17 protein-coding genes are annotated in these 14,748 nt (G+C 68.4%); all 17 read left to right on the top strand.

Going from position 1 to position 14,748, the window contains the following annotated elements; all coding sequences use genetic code 11:
* The first annotated feature begins 13 nt into the window (after nt 1-13).
* The 17 genes from ACIRS4_RS22230 to ACIRS4_RS22150 all read left to right on the top strand — a co-directional run bounded on the left by ACIRS4_RS22230 (nt 14) and on the right by ACIRS4_RS22150 (nt 14,742).
* Nucleotides 14-1,438 carry a phage portal protein gene (locus tag ACIRS4_RS22230; protein WP_404198577.1) on the top strand — a complete coding sequence of 475 codons (1,425 nt, stop codon included), beginning with the start codon at nt 14-16 and terminating at the stop codon, nt 1,436-1,438.
* Nucleotides 1,435-2,241, top strand: coding sequence for a hypothetical protein (locus tag ACIRS4_RS22225; RefSeq protein ID WP_404198574.1), 807 nt, complete (start codon nt 1,435-1,437; stop codon nt 2,239-2,241). The genes ACIRS4_RS22230 and ACIRS4_RS22225 overlap by 4 nt, the downstream gene beginning before the upstream one ends.
* Nucleotides 2,242-2,300: 59 nt before the next feature.
* Nucleotides 2,301-2,999 carry a hypothetical protein gene (locus ACIRS4_RS22220; protein ID WP_404198572.1) on the top strand — a complete coding sequence of 233 codons (699 nt, stop codon included), beginning with the start codon at nt 2,301-2,303 and terminating at the stop codon, nt 2,997-2,999.
* 16 nt (nt 3,000-3,015) lie between these two features.
* Entirely contained in the window at nt 3,016-3,405 is a 390-nt protein-coding gene (locus tag ACIRS4_RS22215) for a head decoration protein (RefSeq protein WP_404198569.1), read from the top strand.
* Between the two features lie 15 nt (nt 3,406-3,420).
* Entirely contained in the window at nt 3,421-4,467 is a 1,047-nt protein-coding gene (locus tag ACIRS4_RS22210; protein ID WP_404198566.1) for a major capsid protein, read from the top strand.
* Nucleotides 4,464-4,790: a hypothetical protein gene (locus ACIRS4_RS22205; protein ID WP_404198563.1), complete on the top strand. Its 327-nt coding sequence runs from the start codon at nt 4,464-4,466 to the stop codon at nt 4,788-4,790. The genes ACIRS4_RS22210 and ACIRS4_RS22205 overlap by 4 nt, the downstream gene beginning before the upstream one ends.
* Before the next feature lie 3 nt (nt 4,791-4,793).
* Nucleotides 4,794-5,201, top strand: a complete 408-nt coding sequence (locus tag ACIRS4_RS22200; RefSeq protein ID WP_404198561.1) for a hypothetical protein — start codon at nt 4,794-4,796, stop codon at nt 5,199-5,201.
* Nucleotides 5,202-5,214: 13 nt separating this feature from the next.
* Entirely contained in the window at nt 5,215-5,559 is a 345-nt protein-coding gene (locus tag ACIRS4_RS22195) for a hypothetical protein (RefSeq protein WP_404198558.1), read from the top strand.
* Between the two features lie 137 nt (nt 5,560-5,696).
* Nucleotides 5,697-5,984, top strand: coding sequence for a hypothetical protein (locus tag ACIRS4_RS22190; protein ID WP_404198555.1), 288 nt, complete (start codon nt 5,697-5,699; stop codon nt 5,982-5,984).
* The gene (locus ACIRS4_RS22185) at nt 5,966-6,409 is read left to right on the top strand and encodes a hypothetical protein (RefSeq protein WP_404198552.1); all 444 of its coding nucleotides are present in this window, start codon (nt 5,966-5,968) and stop codon (nt 6,407-6,409) included. Before ACIRS4_RS22190 ends, ACIRS4_RS22185 begins: the two co-directional genes overlap by 19 nt.
* 75 nt (nt 6,410-6,484) lie before the next feature.
* A complete protein-coding gene (locus ACIRS4_RS22180) occupies nt 6,485-7,285 on the top strand; it encodes an HNH endonuclease (protein WP_404198929.1) in 801 nt (266 codons plus the stop codon).
* A 73-nt stretch (nt 7,286-7,358) separates the two neighbouring features.
* The gene (locus tag ACIRS4_RS22175; protein ID WP_404198549.1) at nt 7,359-7,880 is read left to right on the top strand and encodes a hypothetical protein; all 522 of its coding nucleotides are present in this window, start codon (nt 7,359-7,361) and stop codon (nt 7,878-7,880) included.
* Between the two features lie 77 nt (nt 7,881-7,957).
* Nucleotides 7,958-8,308 (top strand): hypothetical protein, encoded by a 351-nt coding sequence (locus ACIRS4_RS22170; RefSeq protein WP_404198546.1) that lies wholly within the window; start codon nt 7,958-7,960, stop codon nt 8,306-8,308.
* Nucleotides 8,305-8,646 carry a hypothetical protein gene (locus tag ACIRS4_RS22165; RefSeq protein WP_404198543.1) on the top strand — a complete coding sequence of 114 codons (342 nt, stop codon included), beginning with the start codon at nt 8,305-8,307 and terminating at the stop codon, nt 8,644-8,646. Before ACIRS4_RS22170 ends, ACIRS4_RS22165 begins: the two co-directional genes overlap by 4 nt.
* A gap of 107 nt (nt 8,647-8,753) precedes the next feature.
* Nucleotides 8,754-9,056, top strand: coding sequence for a hypothetical protein (locus tag ACIRS4_RS22160; protein ID WP_404198540.1), 303 nt, complete (start codon nt 8,754-8,756; stop codon nt 9,054-9,056).
* 21 nt (nt 9,057-9,077) lie between these two features.
* Nucleotides 9,078-12,494, top strand: a complete 3,417-nt coding sequence (locus ACIRS4_RS22155; RefSeq protein WP_404198538.1) for a phage tail tape measure protein — start codon at nt 9,078-9,080, stop codon at nt 12,492-12,494.
* 13 nt (nt 12,495-12,507) lie between these two features.
* Complete coding sequence (locus ACIRS4_RS22150; protein ID WP_404198535.1) at nt 12,508-14,742, top strand: hypothetical protein; 2,235 nt, start codon at nt 12,508-12,510, stop codon at nt 14,740-14,742.
* Nucleotides 14,743-14,748 lie beyond the last annotated feature (6 nt).

Here is a 14,748-nt window from a genome sequence, read left to right as displayed (position 1 = left end):
AGGGGGTGAGTTCGTGCTCGACGACACCCCCGGAACCCCGGACTGGTGGCTGCTCCGGCTCGGCCGCAGGATGCGGGATCGACGCAGGGACCTTGATCGCTGGTGGGACTACTACATTGGCAAACACCCGCTTCCGTCGTTGCCGAAGAACGCGGCCGCCGCGTTTCTCGAGTTTCAGCGCAAGTCCCGAACCAACTTCTGCCGGCCCGTAGCCGACGCGCCCGTGCACCGTCTGCAGGTTCTCGGTGTCACTGACGCGGGGGGCGCCGCAGACGATGACGCTCTGCGGTGGTGGCAGGCCAACAAGCTGGACTCGCGTCAGAAGCTCCTCTACCGGACGGTGATGGCGCAGGCCCAGGCCTACGTCATCGTCGGACCGCACCCGCAGCGGGTCGAGCCGGACGGTGAGACGCCTTCTCCGCTGGTCACGGCCGAGCATCCGCGCCAGGTCATCGTGGAGACCGATCCGGCGACGGGTGAGCGGGCCGCGGCCTTGAAGGCGTGGTGGGACGACGTCGACCGCCTGGGTCGGGCGACGGTGTACCTCCCGGACGGGATCCAGCGCTATGTGACGCCGCGGCGCGCCGGAGGAGTCCTCCCGTGGGGCTCCGAATCGTGGGAGCCGGACGGCGAGTTCGAAGAGCACGACCTCGGATCGGTGCCGGTCGTCCCGTTCGAGTGCCGACCGGATCTGATGGAGGAGCCGCAGCCGGAGTTCGGCGGGGTCCTGGATATTCAGGACCGGATCAATCTGGGCGTACTGAACCGGATGACGGCGGCACGCTACTCGGCGTTTCGGCAGGGATATGTCACGGGCCACAAGTTCCGCAAGCGGACCGACCCGACGACCGGCCTGGAGGTCGTGGAGCAGCCGTTCGTGCCATCGCCGTCAGCGCTGTGGGCGAGCGAGGGCGAGAACGTCAAGTTCGGTCAGCTGGATGCCACCGATCTCAGCGGATTCTTGAAGGAGCACGAGAGCGACGTGCGCGACATGCTCGTCCTCTCCCACACGCCGGCCTACTACTTCGCCTCCGACCTGGTGAACATCTCCGCAGACACGGTCAACGCCCTGGATGTCAACCACCTGGCAAAGGTGGGAGAGCATCAGTCGACGTTCGGCGAAGCCTGGGAGGACGTACTCGCCCTGTGCGCTCGTCAGGCCGGCGTGGATCGGGACTACTCCCAGTCCGAGGTGCGGTGGGCGGACCCGCGGCGCCTCAATCCGAGCGTCATCGCGGATGCGGCGACGAAGAAGTCGAGCATCGGATACCCGTTGGCGATCCTCGCCGAAGACATGGGCGAATCGCCGCAGCGGGTGCGTCGGATCACCTCGGAGGCGGCGGGCGCTGCACTGCTCGCCACAGCGGCACTGCCCGCCCCCGCCGGTCAAGGGGCCGCAGCCTCGCAGCCGACTCCGCCTGATCGGACCGGGCTATGAGCCAGGCGACTCAGGCCGCCCTGGACACCCGGTATGCGTCGGTGACGGTAGCGCTGCGCCAGCGCCTCATCGCGCTGACGCTCCAGGTCTTCGCGCTGAGAGGGAGCTATCGAGACGAGGACGCGGACGCGTTCGTCGAACAGATACTGCCCGTCGTCCTCGGAGCGCAGCAGCAGATGGGTGCCCTAACGGACGCCTACTTGTCGGCGATGGTCGGGGACATGTTCGGCGGCGGTGCCGCAGCGGCCGGGGTCAGGATCCCGGACGCGATCCGCGGAGTGGCCCCGGAAGAGGTGTACCGCAGGCCGTTCGTCACCGTTTGGACCGCCTTGTCGAACGGCAAGTCGATGACGGAGGCGGTGCGGCAAGGGCAATCGCGTTTGACGTCGATCACCGGCACCGACCTGCAGCTCGTGCGGACGGAAGCGACACGCCAAGTCCTCGCAGCTGACAACCGCGTGCAGTTCTACCGACGCGTCCTTCGCGGCTCGTACAACTGCGCGATGTGCGTGATCGCCTCCACGCAGCGATACCGGAAAGAACGCCTGATGCCCATCCATCCCGGATGCGACTGCGGCACCAAACCCCTACCTGAGGGACAGGATCCGGGGCAGGTAATCGAACCCGACCTCCTCGAAGCCGCGCACGACGCGGTCGCCAAGGGGACAGGCAAGGCAGACCGAGGCGGCCGGCTGCCGGATTACCGGGACATCATCATCGACCGCCAGCACGGCGAGCTCGGGCCACTCATGGCCTTGAGGCGACAAGACTTCACCGGCCCCCGGGACATTCCAAGCCGGTGACCGGCGCTGCCGATACGGCCGCGTCTTCTCACACACCACCCGACACGGGAGTACCAAGCATGCGCGCACGCACCTTCGCACGCCGCCGAATGATCGACGCGGCCGCCGGATGGTCTCACCCCTACAAGGTCGGACCGTTCTCCCCGCTGTACGCGGATGGCGGCGACGCCGGTGCCAAGGCCGAGGACGACGGCAAGCCCGACACGGGCACGGAATCCGCAGAGCAGACTGCGGATGACTCGAACGCCGACACGACGGACTGGAAGGCCGAGGCCGAGAAGTACAAGGCCCTCATGCGCAAGCACGAGGCCCGGGCGAAGGAAAACGCGAACGCCGCCAAGGAGCGCGACGAACTGCGCAAGCAGTCCATGTCCGAGCAAGAACGGGCGGTCGACGAGGCTACAGCCAAAGCCCGAGCCGAAGAGCGGGTCCGCTTGGCGGGCAAGCTTGCCCGCCAGGGCTTCATCGCCGCCGCAGCCGGGCGGTTGCCCAACGCGGCCTCTGTGGCCGACGACCTGAACCTCGCCAAGTACGTCGGCGAGGACGGCGAGATCGACGAATCCGGTCTCGCCGAGCTGGTCGAACGACTCGCTCCGCCCAAGCCGGACAAGAAGGCGGAGGCCGAGACGGAGGCGAAGCCCAAGAACGGACGCGGCTTCGACCAGGGCCCGCGCGGCAGCGGAGCCCGGGACAAGGCCACCACCGTCGCCACCGGCCGCGACCTGTACGCGTCGCGCAAGAAGACCACCAGCATCTGACTCCCGAGGATGGGACATGAACCTCAACCCGGTATCGGAAGGGTTCGGGCAAGACGACCAGTCGTGGCTGGCGTCCGCACATGGGACCGACAACGCCCGGACCATCACCCTCGACACGTCCGCTTTCACGAGCGGCACGCACTACCCCAACGGATACTTCCCCTCCGGTCTGGCGCTCGGCGTCATCACCGCCACCGGGAAGTACGCCCCGTACAACAACGCGGCATCCGACGGCACCGAGGTGCTCGCCGGGTTCCTGCTCACGGCGGTCGACGCGCCCAGCGTCAACACCATCGACCCGCAGGGCGCACTGCTGTGGCACGGCGCCGTGCTGGCCGCGAAGCTGCCCATCGCCGTCGACTCGGCCGGCAAGGCGGACGTCGCCGGCTACATCAAGTTCTTCTGAGAGGGGTGACACGCCATGCTGATCAACTCTGACTACGTCGCCCCGGCCGAGCTCACCGGCTACGTGCGCGCGGCGCTGGCGGACATGCAGCAGAACCGGTTCCGGCTCGCTGCCTGGCTGCCGAACCGGACCATCGACGACCTGCAGTACCGCTTCGACCGGGGCGGAGCCGAGGGGCTGGCGGAAGCGGCCACGTTCCGCGGCTACGACACCGAGTCGCCGATCGGGTCGCGGCCCGGCATCACCCGCGTGACGGGCGAACTGCCGCCGGTGTCCCGGAAGATCCGCCTCGGCGAGTACGACCGGCTGCGCCAGCGTCGCCTCAACACGAGGGTGCGGGGCCAGATCCTCACCGACGCCGAGCGCATGACCCGATCCGTCGCCGCCCGCATCGAGCTGGCCCGCGGCGAGGCCCTCTACAAGGGGAAGATCGATCTGGCGGAGAACGGCATCATCGCTTCCGTCGACTTCGGAAGGTCGTCCTCGCACACCGTCAACGCCGCCACGGCATGGACGGACACGGCCAACGCCACGCCCCTCACCGACCTGATCGCCTGGGCGGAGGTGTACCGCACCACCAACGGCGTCGCTCCGGGCGTCGTGCTGCTCTCTTCGGCGGCCCTGGGTCTGCTCATCCGCAACGCGGAGGTGCGCGCCCTGGCGGCCACCGTCGTGGGAACTCCAAACGTCGTGCCGCAGGCGACGCTGCAGGGCATCTTCCAGGCGCACGGCCTGCCGCCGTTCGAGGTGTACGACGCGCAGGTCAGGGTGAGCGGCAGCAGCCAGTACGTCATCCCGCGCGACAAGGTGCTCCTGCTCCCGGCGGCGGGCGACGCCAACGACCCGGAGTCCTCGGAGATGGGTGCCACCCTGTGGGGAACCACCGCCGAGTCCCTGGAGCCGGAGTTCTCCCTCGAGGAGGGTGAGGAGCCGGGCATCGTGGCGGGCGCCTACTCCACCAAGGACCCGGTCGCGGTGTGGACGAAGGCGGCCGCCGTGTCGCTGCCGATCCTCGCCAACCCGGACATGTCCTTCTGCGCCGACATCGGAACGATCTCGTGACCGCCCGGTCCGCGGCCCACGTCTACGTCACCAGCAAGGACGGAACGAGGCGGGCCTGGCTGCGTCCCGGCGACGAGGTTCCGTCCTGGGCGCAGCTGGACGAGCGGAACGTGCAGGGCGCTTCCTCGACCGGTATCGAGGATTCGCCCTCGCCCGAGACGAGCGGCGAGGTTCCCGAACCGGCTCGCTCCGGTCGGGGGTCCGGCGCCGACGCCTGGCGTGCCTTCGCCGAGAGCAAGGGTGTCACCGTCGACTCGGGCATGACCCGCGACGAGATCATCGCCGCCTGCGAGCAGGCCAGCGTCGTGTCCCCCGAGGGGTAGCCCATGGCGGCCTACGCAACGGTCTCCGACTACGAAGCCCGCGCAGCCGTGACCCTGCAAGAGCCGCAGCGCACCCAGGTCGAGGCACTGCTGGAAGACATTGCCGCCCTGATCCGCACCAGCATTCCGGCAGGCACTGTGCCGGACCCTGATGCGGCCAGAGCGGTCAGTGTCGCCGTCGCCCGCCGCACCATGGCGAACCCCGGCGGGTACCGGCAACGCACCGTGGGCCAGTACTCCGAGACGCTCGGCGAGACGGGCGGCATGTACCTCACGGATGCCGAGCTGGAGATGCTCACCGCCAGCGACGACGGGGGTAGCGGCGACGCCGCCTACTCGGTGGGCCTGAGCGATCACTTCCCACCCTGGTATCCGGACCCTGGCGGTCAACGCTGGCCGCCGGCCTGGTGAAAGGCGGCCGTCCTTGTTCCATCAGACCATCGTCCGCGTGCGGGCAGGGACTAGGACGGACCGCGGCGGCAACGACGTCACCGACTGGTCATCGGGCAAAGTGGCCCGCCTCCCGGTGGCCAGAGTCAGCGTGCAGCCCGCCACGCAGACAGAAGCCAACGACGCAACCCGCTCTCAGGCGGTCACCGGATGGCAGGTCATCTCAGCCCCCGGAGTCGACGCCGACATACGTGCCGGGGATCGCATCGAGTGGGGCGGGATGACTCTCGACGTGGTCGGCGAGGTCGGGCGCTTCATGGACTTCGTCGACTCATCCACTCATCACATCGAGTTCGTCATGCGGCGCAGCACCGGCTAGAGGAGCTCGAATGCAGAAGCACCCCTACACCGAGGGCGGCGTTCTGACGCCCGCGAACAAGCGGGTGACGAACATCAGCGGGGCACCGGAGCGGGTGTTCACCGCCGAGCAGTGGCTGCGAATGAAGGGACCCGGCGATGCTGACCGACTTCCGCCTGAACAGGGCCGGGGCCCGGGCGATCCTCAACAGTCCTGACGTTCGCCAGCTCGTCGACGCTACCGCCGGCGAAGTGGCGGCCAACGTCCGTGCCCTGCTGCCGGCAGGGATCAAGGTGGACGTGGCCAGCTACACCACTGACCGCAGTGCGGCGGCGGTCACCATCGTCGACGTCCGCGGAATGGCCTGGCAGGCCCGGGACGGAGTGCTCACCCGAGCTGCCGGCTTCGCCCGGCTGGAAGTACGCGCATGGAGGCGCAGCAGGTGAAACCGCTGACCGTCTTCCCTGACGTACAGGCCAGAGGAGCAGAGATCCTGCGCACGGCGCTCAACGCGCGCAGCGAGCCGTACACGGCTGGCGTGAAAGTCGGCACCCGCGTTCCGGGCGACCGCTCCCCAGAGACGCCTCACCTGCCATACGTGATGGTCCGCCTCGACGCCAGCCTGCCACACGGATCTATGGCTAACGCCCGCTGCACGCTACGCGTCACCGTCTGGCACGAGGACGCCGACCAAGCCCACGACCTGGCACAGCTGTGCCAAGGGCTTCTGGTCTGCCACGACGGCACTCTGCTGCGCTCGATCCGGCCAGCGACCGGACCACTGCCGGCAACTGACCCGAACTCGGAAGTCGACCTGTCGACTTTCATCGTGACGGCCAACGCCCGCCCCAATGTCCTTGCGGGGCCGTAGAGTTAAAGCGAAATCGGACCCCGGCGACGGCGGCAACCGTCCCGGGGCGTGGCCAACCTGAGAGAGCAGGCTGACATGACCGAGCCTACCTGCGGCGTGGGCGACTGCGCGCGCCCGGTCAAGGTGTTGTCGCGCCGCATGTGTTCAATGCACCACTCCAGATGGCTGCGGAGTGGAAGTGCCGGCGAGTCCTCGTCCCGTCGTCAGAGCAACATGGGGCGACCGTGCTCCGCTGAATCCTGCACGTCTGCGGCAAAGAAGCGAGGGATGTGCAGGAAGCACTATCGCATCGCGCTGCTTGCCGAGCGTCCAAGGTGCGCCGTCGACGGCTGCCGAAACCCTTGGGAGCTGGGCGAACTCTGCGGAATGCACCACTATCGCAAGCAACAGACGGGACAGTTCGGCGGTGCGGAGCGCTTGGTGCAGCGTTATGCCGGACAGTTGTGCAAAGTCGACGGATGCAGGCGGGTTGCGCAGTCGCGCAACTACTGCAGAGCGCACTACGACTACAACCGCAAGTACGGGAAGCCTGGCAGCGTCTTCATTAGCTGCATGACGTGCAGTGCTGTGATTGATCTCCGAGACGGTGGAGCGGGCCGCCTCCGGCCGAATAGGCCTCTCATGTGCTCTGACTGCCTGGCTCTGCGGCCTCGCGGACGCTGGTGTATGACCACTCGGGAGCTCGCCAGGCGAGACGGCACAGACTGCTCGCTCTGCGGCTGCCCTGTCGACCTTTCCGTCTCCTGGCCAGACCCATTTTCACCAAGCGTGGACCACGTAATACCGCGCTCTCTGGGCGGCAAGGACGTTCCTGAGAACGTCTCCCTGGCTCACCTGCGCTGCAATGTCTCGAAGGGCATCTGCGCAACTATCTGATCCACTCATTTCGCCGAGAGCCTCCACTGGCTTCAGTGGAGGCTCTTTGCATGCCCAGAAAGGGAGATGCATTATGTCCGGAAATCCCCAGAATGCGGCGCTGTGGACTGACGCTGATGTGTACGTCGGGCCGCTCACCGCAACCGACCCTGCGACGGTCGACGATCCGTTCGGGGTCGAGTGGGGGCTCGTCGGCCTGCTCGACGGAGACGAGGGTTTCTCCGAGTCCCGCGACGAGGACACCGACGACAAGTACGCCTGGGGCGGCATCCTGGTCCGCACCTCCCGCGCCCACTTCAAGCTGACGAAGTCCTTCACCGTGCTGGAGGACAACGCCACCACCCGCAGCCTGATCTGGCCGGGCAGCACCGACACGCAGCTGATCGTGCCGAAGCCGGAGCGCATCAAGCTGGCGTTCGAGACCCGCGAGGGCGACATCGTCAAGCGCCTGATCACCGCCCAGTACGCGGAGGTCGACGTCGACGGCGACATCACCGAGAACGAGACTGATCTGACCGCCTACTCGCTGGTCGCCACGATCTTCCCCACGTCGGGCAAGGTCCTGTTCAACCGCCAGTTCACGGACGGCTCCTGAGCTGCCGGGGCGCGGCGTTCTGCGCGGTTCACCGCGCCCCGGCTCACCCTGAACCGCGCACGCAGGAGAACCGCGCCATGGCCCTGTCCTTCACCGACGTCGAGGTCGACGCTCAGGCCGTCCGGCTCGGCCTCATCGAGAATGGCCAGCAACTGCCCCGCCACCTGCGCAGTCGCGTCGTCGCTTCCCTCCTTGCCGAGCAGCAGCGGCCCGCGGCCCCCGCCGAGGTGCCGATCGCGCAGAGCATCGTCATCCAGCCGGGCGGCGACATCACCGTCGACGGCAAACCGTTCCCCTGGGTCATCCAAGCCGAGCAGATGGCCGTCTCCCTCAACCCCGACGGCGCCGGCCTCGTCACCCTGACGCTGCCCGCGCTCAGTGTCCAGATCCTCAAGTCCGCGACGCCCGAGAGCGAGAACCGCGCATGACCACCCGAACCGCGCCCAAGCCCACCGACAGCGAGCCCTTCGACTTCAACTTGGACGCCGTCCAGTCCGAGGTTGAGCTGCGGCCCTTCCGCGTTCACTACGACGGTCGGCGCTGGGAGTTCGCCCACATGGAGGGCCTGAACATCTGGGATCTGGTCGAGGCCGCAGAGGGCGGCGAAGTCGCCGCCATGGTCGGCATCTTCAAGATCTCCCTCGGCGACCAGTGGGCCGGCTTCCGCAAGCTGAACTTTCCCCAGTACAAGATGAAGGCCCTGTTCACGGCCTACCGCAAGCACTGCGGGCTGGAGCCGGGGGAATCCGAAGCCTCCGGCAGCTGATCCGGAGGCACGGCAGAGCCCTCGAGGCTGACCTCCGGCGCGAGTACGGGGTCCGCCTGCGCGACCTGTTCACCGGGAACCTGACCTGGCGGGAGCTGGCCAGTTACGTGCGGGGCCTGTCTCCGGACTCGGCCACGCGGACCGCTCTCAACGACGGCATCCCGGAGCCGACAGGGGAGCAGATCCTGCTGGCCGACCTCTTCGACGCGGTCAGCACCCTCGACTGGCACTTCGCGCTGGCCAACTCCGACGAGAAGAAGGCCAAGCCGAAGAAGCCGAAGCCCTACCCGCGGTGGTGGGCGAAGCCCGCCGGACGCGCCGCCTCGCCGTCTCGGCTGGCGAAGCTGGAGGACGCACGCCGCCGCAAACGCGAGCGCGAGAGGGCCATCGCCGAGGGGCGCATCGCCTGACCTGGACATCGGAGGTGATCGATGCCCACCGTCGGCTACGCAACTTTGCAGATTGTGCCCAGCATTCGCGGCATCTCCGACGAGTTGCGCCGTCAGCTCGTCGGGCCGGCCGCTGATGCGGGCGGCGAGGCCGGTCAGGCTGCGGGCGGCGGGCTGAAGGACAAGCTGAAGCTCGGCGCCGCTGCGGCCGGTGCTGCTGCCGGCGCGCTGCTGGTGGCGGGCATCGGCGAGGCGATGGAGCAGGCGAACATCACCTCGTCGCTTCAGGCGCAGCTCGGCACCAGCAACAAGGTGGCGGCGGCGCAGGGCAAGGTGGCGGGCGAGCTCTATTCGAGCGGTGTGGCCGGCTCCTTTCAGGAGGCCGCGGACGCCATCAAGTCCGTGGTGCAGTCCGGTCTCGCCCCGCCGGATGCGACGAACGCCCAGTTGCAGCAGATCGCCACGAAGGCATCCGACCTGGCCAATGTCTTCGGTCAGGATCTCGGCGGCGTCACCAACGCGGTGTCGCAGATGCTGCGGACGGGCCTGGCCAAGAACGCCGACCAGGCATTCGACCTGATCACCACGGGTTTCCAGTCGGGCGCCGACAAGGCGGGCGACCTGCTGGACACCGTGAACGAGTACGGCACCCAGTTCCGTAAGGCCGGCCTGGACGGCGCCTCGGCGATCGGCCTGATCAACCAGGCCATCAAGGGTGGCGCCCGGGACGCCGACTTGGCGGCGGACGCCATCAAGGAGTTCAGCATCCGCGCGGTGGACGGCTCGAAGTCGTCCGCGGACGGCTTCAAGGCGCTGGGCTTGAACGCGGACGACATGGCGGCGAAGTTCGCCAAGGGCGGGTCCGCCGCGAACGGCGTCCTCGACGTCACGCTGGACAAGCTGCGCGGCATCAAGGACCCCGTCAAGCAAAGCCAGATCGCCGTGCAGTTGTTCGGCACCCAGGCGGAGGACTTGGGCAAGGCCTTGTTCGCCATGGATCCCTCCAGCGCGGCGAAGGGGCTGGGGCAGGTTGGTGGGGCTGCGGACAAGGTCGGCAAGACGATCCGTTCCGGCCCGGCGCACGAGATCGAGGTGTTCACGCGGACGCTGAAGCAGGGCTTCGTCGACTTCCTCGGCGGCCAGCTCCTGCCCGTGGTCTCCACGGTCGCGCACGTCATGAACGACAACCTCGTCCCCGCCTTTCAGGCGGTGACCAGCGTCGTCTCCGCCGTGATCAACTGGTTCCGCGAGTGGGGCATCTGGCTGACGCCGATGGCCATCGCGGTCGGCGGCCTGACTCTGGCGTTGAACGCCCAGGCCATCGCAACCGGCTTCGTCACCGCGGTCTTCAGCGCGTACCGAGCGGCGATCCTCGTGGGGACCGCCGTCACGAACGGCTTCGCCGCCGCGCAGGCCCTGCTGAACGCGGTCATGGCCATCAACCCGTTCGTGCTGATCGCGATCGCCGTGGTGGCCCTCGGTGCCGCCCTCGTCATCGCCTGGAAACGCAGCGAGACCTTTCGCTCGATCGTGATGGCCGCCTGGCAGGGCATCCAGACCGCTGCCAAGTGGGCCTGGAACAGCGTGCTCAAGCCGACCATCGACGGCCTGGTCACGGGCTGGAAGTACGTCGCCGACGGCGCGCTGTGGTTGTGGAACACGGTGCTCAAGCCGGTGTTCGGCTTCATCTCCACCGCGGCCCGCATCGTCGCCACGATCTACGGCGTCGTGTTCCTGGTGGCTTTCAAGGTGTGGTGGACCGGCGTGAAGCTGTACGCCGGCCTGGTCATGGGGGTGCTGCGCGGCGTAGGCGATGTGGCGGTGTGGCTGTGGCGCAACGCCATCCAACCGGTGATCGGCTGGATCGTCGGCGCCTTCAAGCTGTGGTGGACCGGCGTGAAGCTGTACGCCGGGCTGGTCATGACGATCCTGCGGACGGTCGGCGGCTGGGTGCGCTGGTTGTACTTCGTCGCCGTCAAGCCCGTGTTCGACCTGATCCTCGCGGCGGTCCGCCTCACCTGGGCCGGCGTGAAGGTGGTGTTCGGCTACTTCGTCGCCGGGCTGAAGGTCCTCGGCGGCTGGGCCAAGTGGCTGTGGGTCAGCGCCATCTCGCCTGCCATGAACGGCATCAAGAACGTCATCTCCGCCGTGTGGAACTCGAGCGTCAAGCTCACGTTCAACGCGATGAAGGCGGCGACCGGCCAGCTCGGCAGGGCATTCGAGGCGGCAAAGAACGCCATCAAGCTGGCCTGGGACAAGGTGAAGGGCATCGCCCGCGCGCCCGTCCAGTTCATCGTCGACACCGTCTACAACAAGGGCATCGTCGGCGTCTGGAACAAGGTCGCCGGGGCGTTCGGGGCACCGAAGCTGGGTGCCTACAAGTTCGCCACAGGCGGCCCCGTGTTCGGTGCGGGCACTGAGACGTCCGACGATGTCCCGGCGTGGCTCAGCAAGAACGAGCACGTGTGGACGGCCAAGGAGGTCAGGGGCGCGGGCGGCCACGGCGCGGTGATGTCGCTCCGCAAGTGGGCTGCCGCCGGAGGGACCGGACCGCTTCCCGCCTTCAAGGACGGCGGCGGCCTGTTCGGCTGGATCGGCAAGGCTGGCTCCGCGCTGAAGGGGGTGGGCTCCGACGCCTGGGAGGTCATCAAGAAGGGCACGAAGTGGCTGAAGGACACCCTGGGCTCTTCCGCGCGAGCCGGCGTTAAGGCCGTCGTGAACCCGCTGCTGAGCAGGATGCCCGGCTTGGGTAGCGGATTCGGCAAGATGATCCGCCAGATCCCCAACAAGATGATCAACACCCTGTTCGGGTACGCCGACGCGGCCGACAAGAAGGGCGCTGCGGCATCCGGGCTGGGAGGCGGGAAGATCCCCGCCGGACGTCACCTGGCCATCATCAACGCAGCCCTGCGCGCCGCTGGCGTGCCCCCACCGGGAACGCTCGGCCAGTGGCAGGCCGGGCTGAACACGCTCATCACCCGTGAGAGCGGCTGGAATGCCTCGGCAATCAACCGCTGGGACTCCAACGCCAAGGCGGGTCACCCGTCTCAGGGCCTGGCTCAGACGATCCCTGGCACCTGGTCGGCCTACGTGCCGTCGTCGCTGCGTTCGCGCGGCATCCTCGACCCGGTCGGCAACGTGGCCGCGGCGATCCGCTACATCGTCTCGCGCTACGGCAACATCACCCGAGTCCAGCAGGCGAACGCCAGCAGGCCCCCCGCGGGCTACGACTCAGGCGGCTGGCTCAGGCCGGGCGTGACCACCGCGGTGAACGCGACCGGGCAACCGGAGGCGGTCCTGACCGCAGGTCAATGGCGGGTGGCGAGCAACGCCATGGCGGCGGCCGGACGTCCGATCGTCGTCGAGGTCCATACCCGAGATGAAGCCCTCGCCGGCTTCATCGACGTTCGCATTCAGGGCAACGAGCAGGCCTTGCTGCAGGTCATCGAAGCGAGCTGAGAGGAGTCCCTCTGTGGCGATCCCCGGGAACTTCCTCTCCGCGACGACGGAGTCGGTCGACCCGAACACGTCGGGTTGGACGGCGAAGCTCAACGCGACGATCAGCAAGGGCAGCGGTGGCCGTAATGGCGACGGCTGCCTGGTCGTCAAGTCCGTGGCGGCGGGGGAGGCGCAGGCCCGCACCGTATCCTCGTATCCGGTCGCGGCGGGCACGACGTACTACGCCTTCGCGGACGCGAGCGCGTCGACGGTCCCGGAGCGGATCGGGATCCGCTGGCTGACCGCTGCGGGGGCCGAGGTCTCCGTCACGTGGTCGTTGACGACGGCCACGGCGACGGCGGCCTGGCACCGCATCGGCGTCGCCGGGGCCGCGCCGGCGGGGGCGACGAAGGCACAGGTGCTGCTGTCGGCGATGACCCCCGGCGCCGCGAACGTCAACACGTACTTCGAGAACGTGTACCTGGGTCTGCCGATCCGCACCTCCGGCAACATGGTCGCGTTCAACTCGGAGGCGGGCGAGGTCGACGCCTCCGCATGGACGGTCGACACGAACTGCACGGTCAGCCGCACGGTGCCTGCGCTGACGTGGCCGGTGGACTGGTACTGGGGCGGCGGCCACATGCCGTCGATGACGGTCACCGCCAACGGCAACGCGGCGATGCGCCTCGTGGAACGCCCGGCTGCGACGGCCGGCGTCGAGTACCTGGGCTACCTCTACCTCAACCCGCCCACGTCCGGGTCGACCGCCTGGGTGGAGCTCCGCTTCTACAACGGTGCCGGCACCCAACTGCAGGCGACCCGGTCCACGTTGGCGGCGCCGGGCACGGGCGCCTACCGCCAGTTCGTCACCGACTTCGCGCCTGCGGGTACCGCGTCGGTGTCGCTGGCTGTGGGCCTGGACAGTGCGACGGCCGGTCAGGTGCTGCGGGTGGACACGGCGGTCCTGCGCCCTGCTCCGCCGATCATCACCGGCACGGTTCTGCCCTACGCCAACGGCAGCTTCGAGCAGTCGACGGGCGGTTGGTCGACGGTGTCCGGTGTGGCGACGCTGGCCCGGTCCACCCCGTGGGGCGGCGCCGCCTACATCGGGAACTATTCGCTGGCCGTGTCCTCGGCGACGGCGACCTCGTCGACGTGGCGCTCGGGCCTGTGGCCGGTGGCGGGCGCTCCGGGGTTGAATTTCCGGGCGCAGGTGGCCTGCCGGTTGAACGCCGGCTCGTGGACGTCGGTGACGGTGAAGATCCGCTGGTACGACGCTTCGAACGTCGACCTCGGCGTTTCTACCGGTACCGGCTACTCGCTGCCCGCCGGGTCGTGGTTCGCGATGACGACGGACGCGATCGCCCCTGCGGGCGCGGCGAAGGCGGCCGTCGAGGTGGTGGGCGTCGCGGGCGCGGTGTCGTCGAGCCTGTGGATGGACGCCGCTGCCCTGTGGCAGGTGCTGCCGCTCACCGCGGTCGCCGAGCGCGACGCCGACGGTTACGTCACCCTCACGCTGCGGGAGCTGACCGTCGACCAGCTGGTCACGATTTACCGGGTCTCCTCCGACGGCACCCGCACGAGGGTTCGCGGGCCGTCCGGCCTGTACGACCAGGACGTCATCACCTCGGACCTGCTGATCGTCGAGGACCATGAGGCGCCGCTGGAGACGCCCGTCTCCTACTACGTCGAGCTGTACACGGCGGCCGGCGTGCTGGCGTCGACGAGGTCGTCGGCGACGGTCACGGTCGACCTGGACGACGTGAACCTCTGCTGGCTGAAGGACCCGGGCAACCCGCAGCGAAACATGCAGGTGATGGTGAAACGGCCCCCCGACTGGGCGGATCCGATCGAGCAGACCGTGCACAAGATCCGCAACCGGCAGAACGCGGTGATCCTCTCCGACTCCCGCGGCGGCCAGGAGGGCGAACTCGTCGTCTGGACCCGCTCGGACACCGAACGCAAAGACCTGCGGCGGCTGCTCAGCAGCGGGAACGTCCTGCTGTGGCAGGTCGCCCCGGGCATGGGCGAGGACGACGTGTACGTCAACGTCGGCCCCGTCGCCCGGCCCCGGATCAGTCCGCTGGCGACGGAGGAGTGGCGGGAGTGGACGCTGCCGCTGACGGAGGCCGACATGCCGGTCACGGTCGGCGTGAACGGATCCGCAGCCCGCACCTGGCAGGACGTCCTCAGCACGTTCTCGACGTGGCAGCAGGTGCTGGACGCCTACGAGACGTGGGAGGACGTGCTCCTCGACCAGCGGAAGTAGGGGGGC

Source organism: Streptomyces sp. NPDC101166 (assembly GCF_044768125.1).
Classification (GTDB): Bacteria; Actinomycetota; Actinomycetes; order Streptomycetales; family Streptomycetaceae; genus Streptomyces.
Note: the sequence above shows the minus strand (reverse complement) of the source record. Positions and strands in the feature narration are given on the sequence as shown.

Excerpts from the sequence above, each read along its gene's own strand:
- ACIRS4_RS22225 (WP_404198574.1), top strand. The coding sequence starts at position 1,435 with ATGAGCCAGGCGACTCAGGCCGCCCTGGACACCCGGTATGCGTCGGTG.
- ACIRS4_RS22220 (WP_404198572.1), top strand. The coding sequence starts at position 2,301 with ATGCGCGCACGCACCTTCGCACGCCGCCGAATGATCGACGCGGCCGCC.
- ACIRS4_RS22215 (WP_404198569.1), top strand. The coding sequence starts at position 3,016 with ATGAACCTCAACCCGGTATCGGAAGGGTTCGGGCAAGACGACCAGTCG.
- ACIRS4_RS22210 (WP_404198566.1), top strand. The coding sequence starts at position 3,421 with ATGCTGATCAACTCTGACTACGTCGCCCCGGCCGAGCTCACCGGCTAC.
- ACIRS4_RS22200 (WP_404198561.1), top strand. The coding sequence starts at position 4,794 with ATGGCGGCCTACGCAACGGTCTCCGACTACGAAGCCCGCGCAGCCGTG.
- ACIRS4_RS22190 (WP_404198555.1), top strand. The coding sequence starts at position 5,697 with ATGCTGACCGACTTCCGCCTGAACAGGGCCGGGGCCCGGGCGATCCTC.
- ACIRS4_RS22185 (WP_404198552.1), top strand. The coding sequence starts at position 5,966 with ATGGAGGCGCAGCAGGTGAAACCGCTGACCGTCTTCCCTGACGTACAG.
- ACIRS4_RS22180 (WP_404198929.1), top strand. The coding sequence starts at position 6,485 with ATGACCGAGCCTACCTGCGGCGTGGGCGACTGCGCGCGCCCGGTCAAG.
- ACIRS4_RS22175 (WP_404198549.1), top strand. The coding sequence starts at position 7,359 with ATGTCCGGAAATCCCCAGAATGCGGCGCTGTGGACTGACGCTGATGTG.
- ACIRS4_RS22170 (WP_404198546.1), top strand. The coding sequence starts at position 7,958 with ATGGCCCTGTCCTTCACCGACGTCGAGGTCGACGCTCAGGCCGTCCGG.
- ACIRS4_RS22165 (WP_404198543.1), top strand. The coding sequence starts at position 8,305 with ATGACCACCCGAACCGCGCCCAAGCCCACCGACAGCGAGCCCTTCGAC.
- ACIRS4_RS22155 (WP_404198538.1), top strand. The coding sequence starts at position 9,078 with ATGCCCACCGTCGGCTACGCAACTTTGCAGATTGTGCCCAGCATTCGC.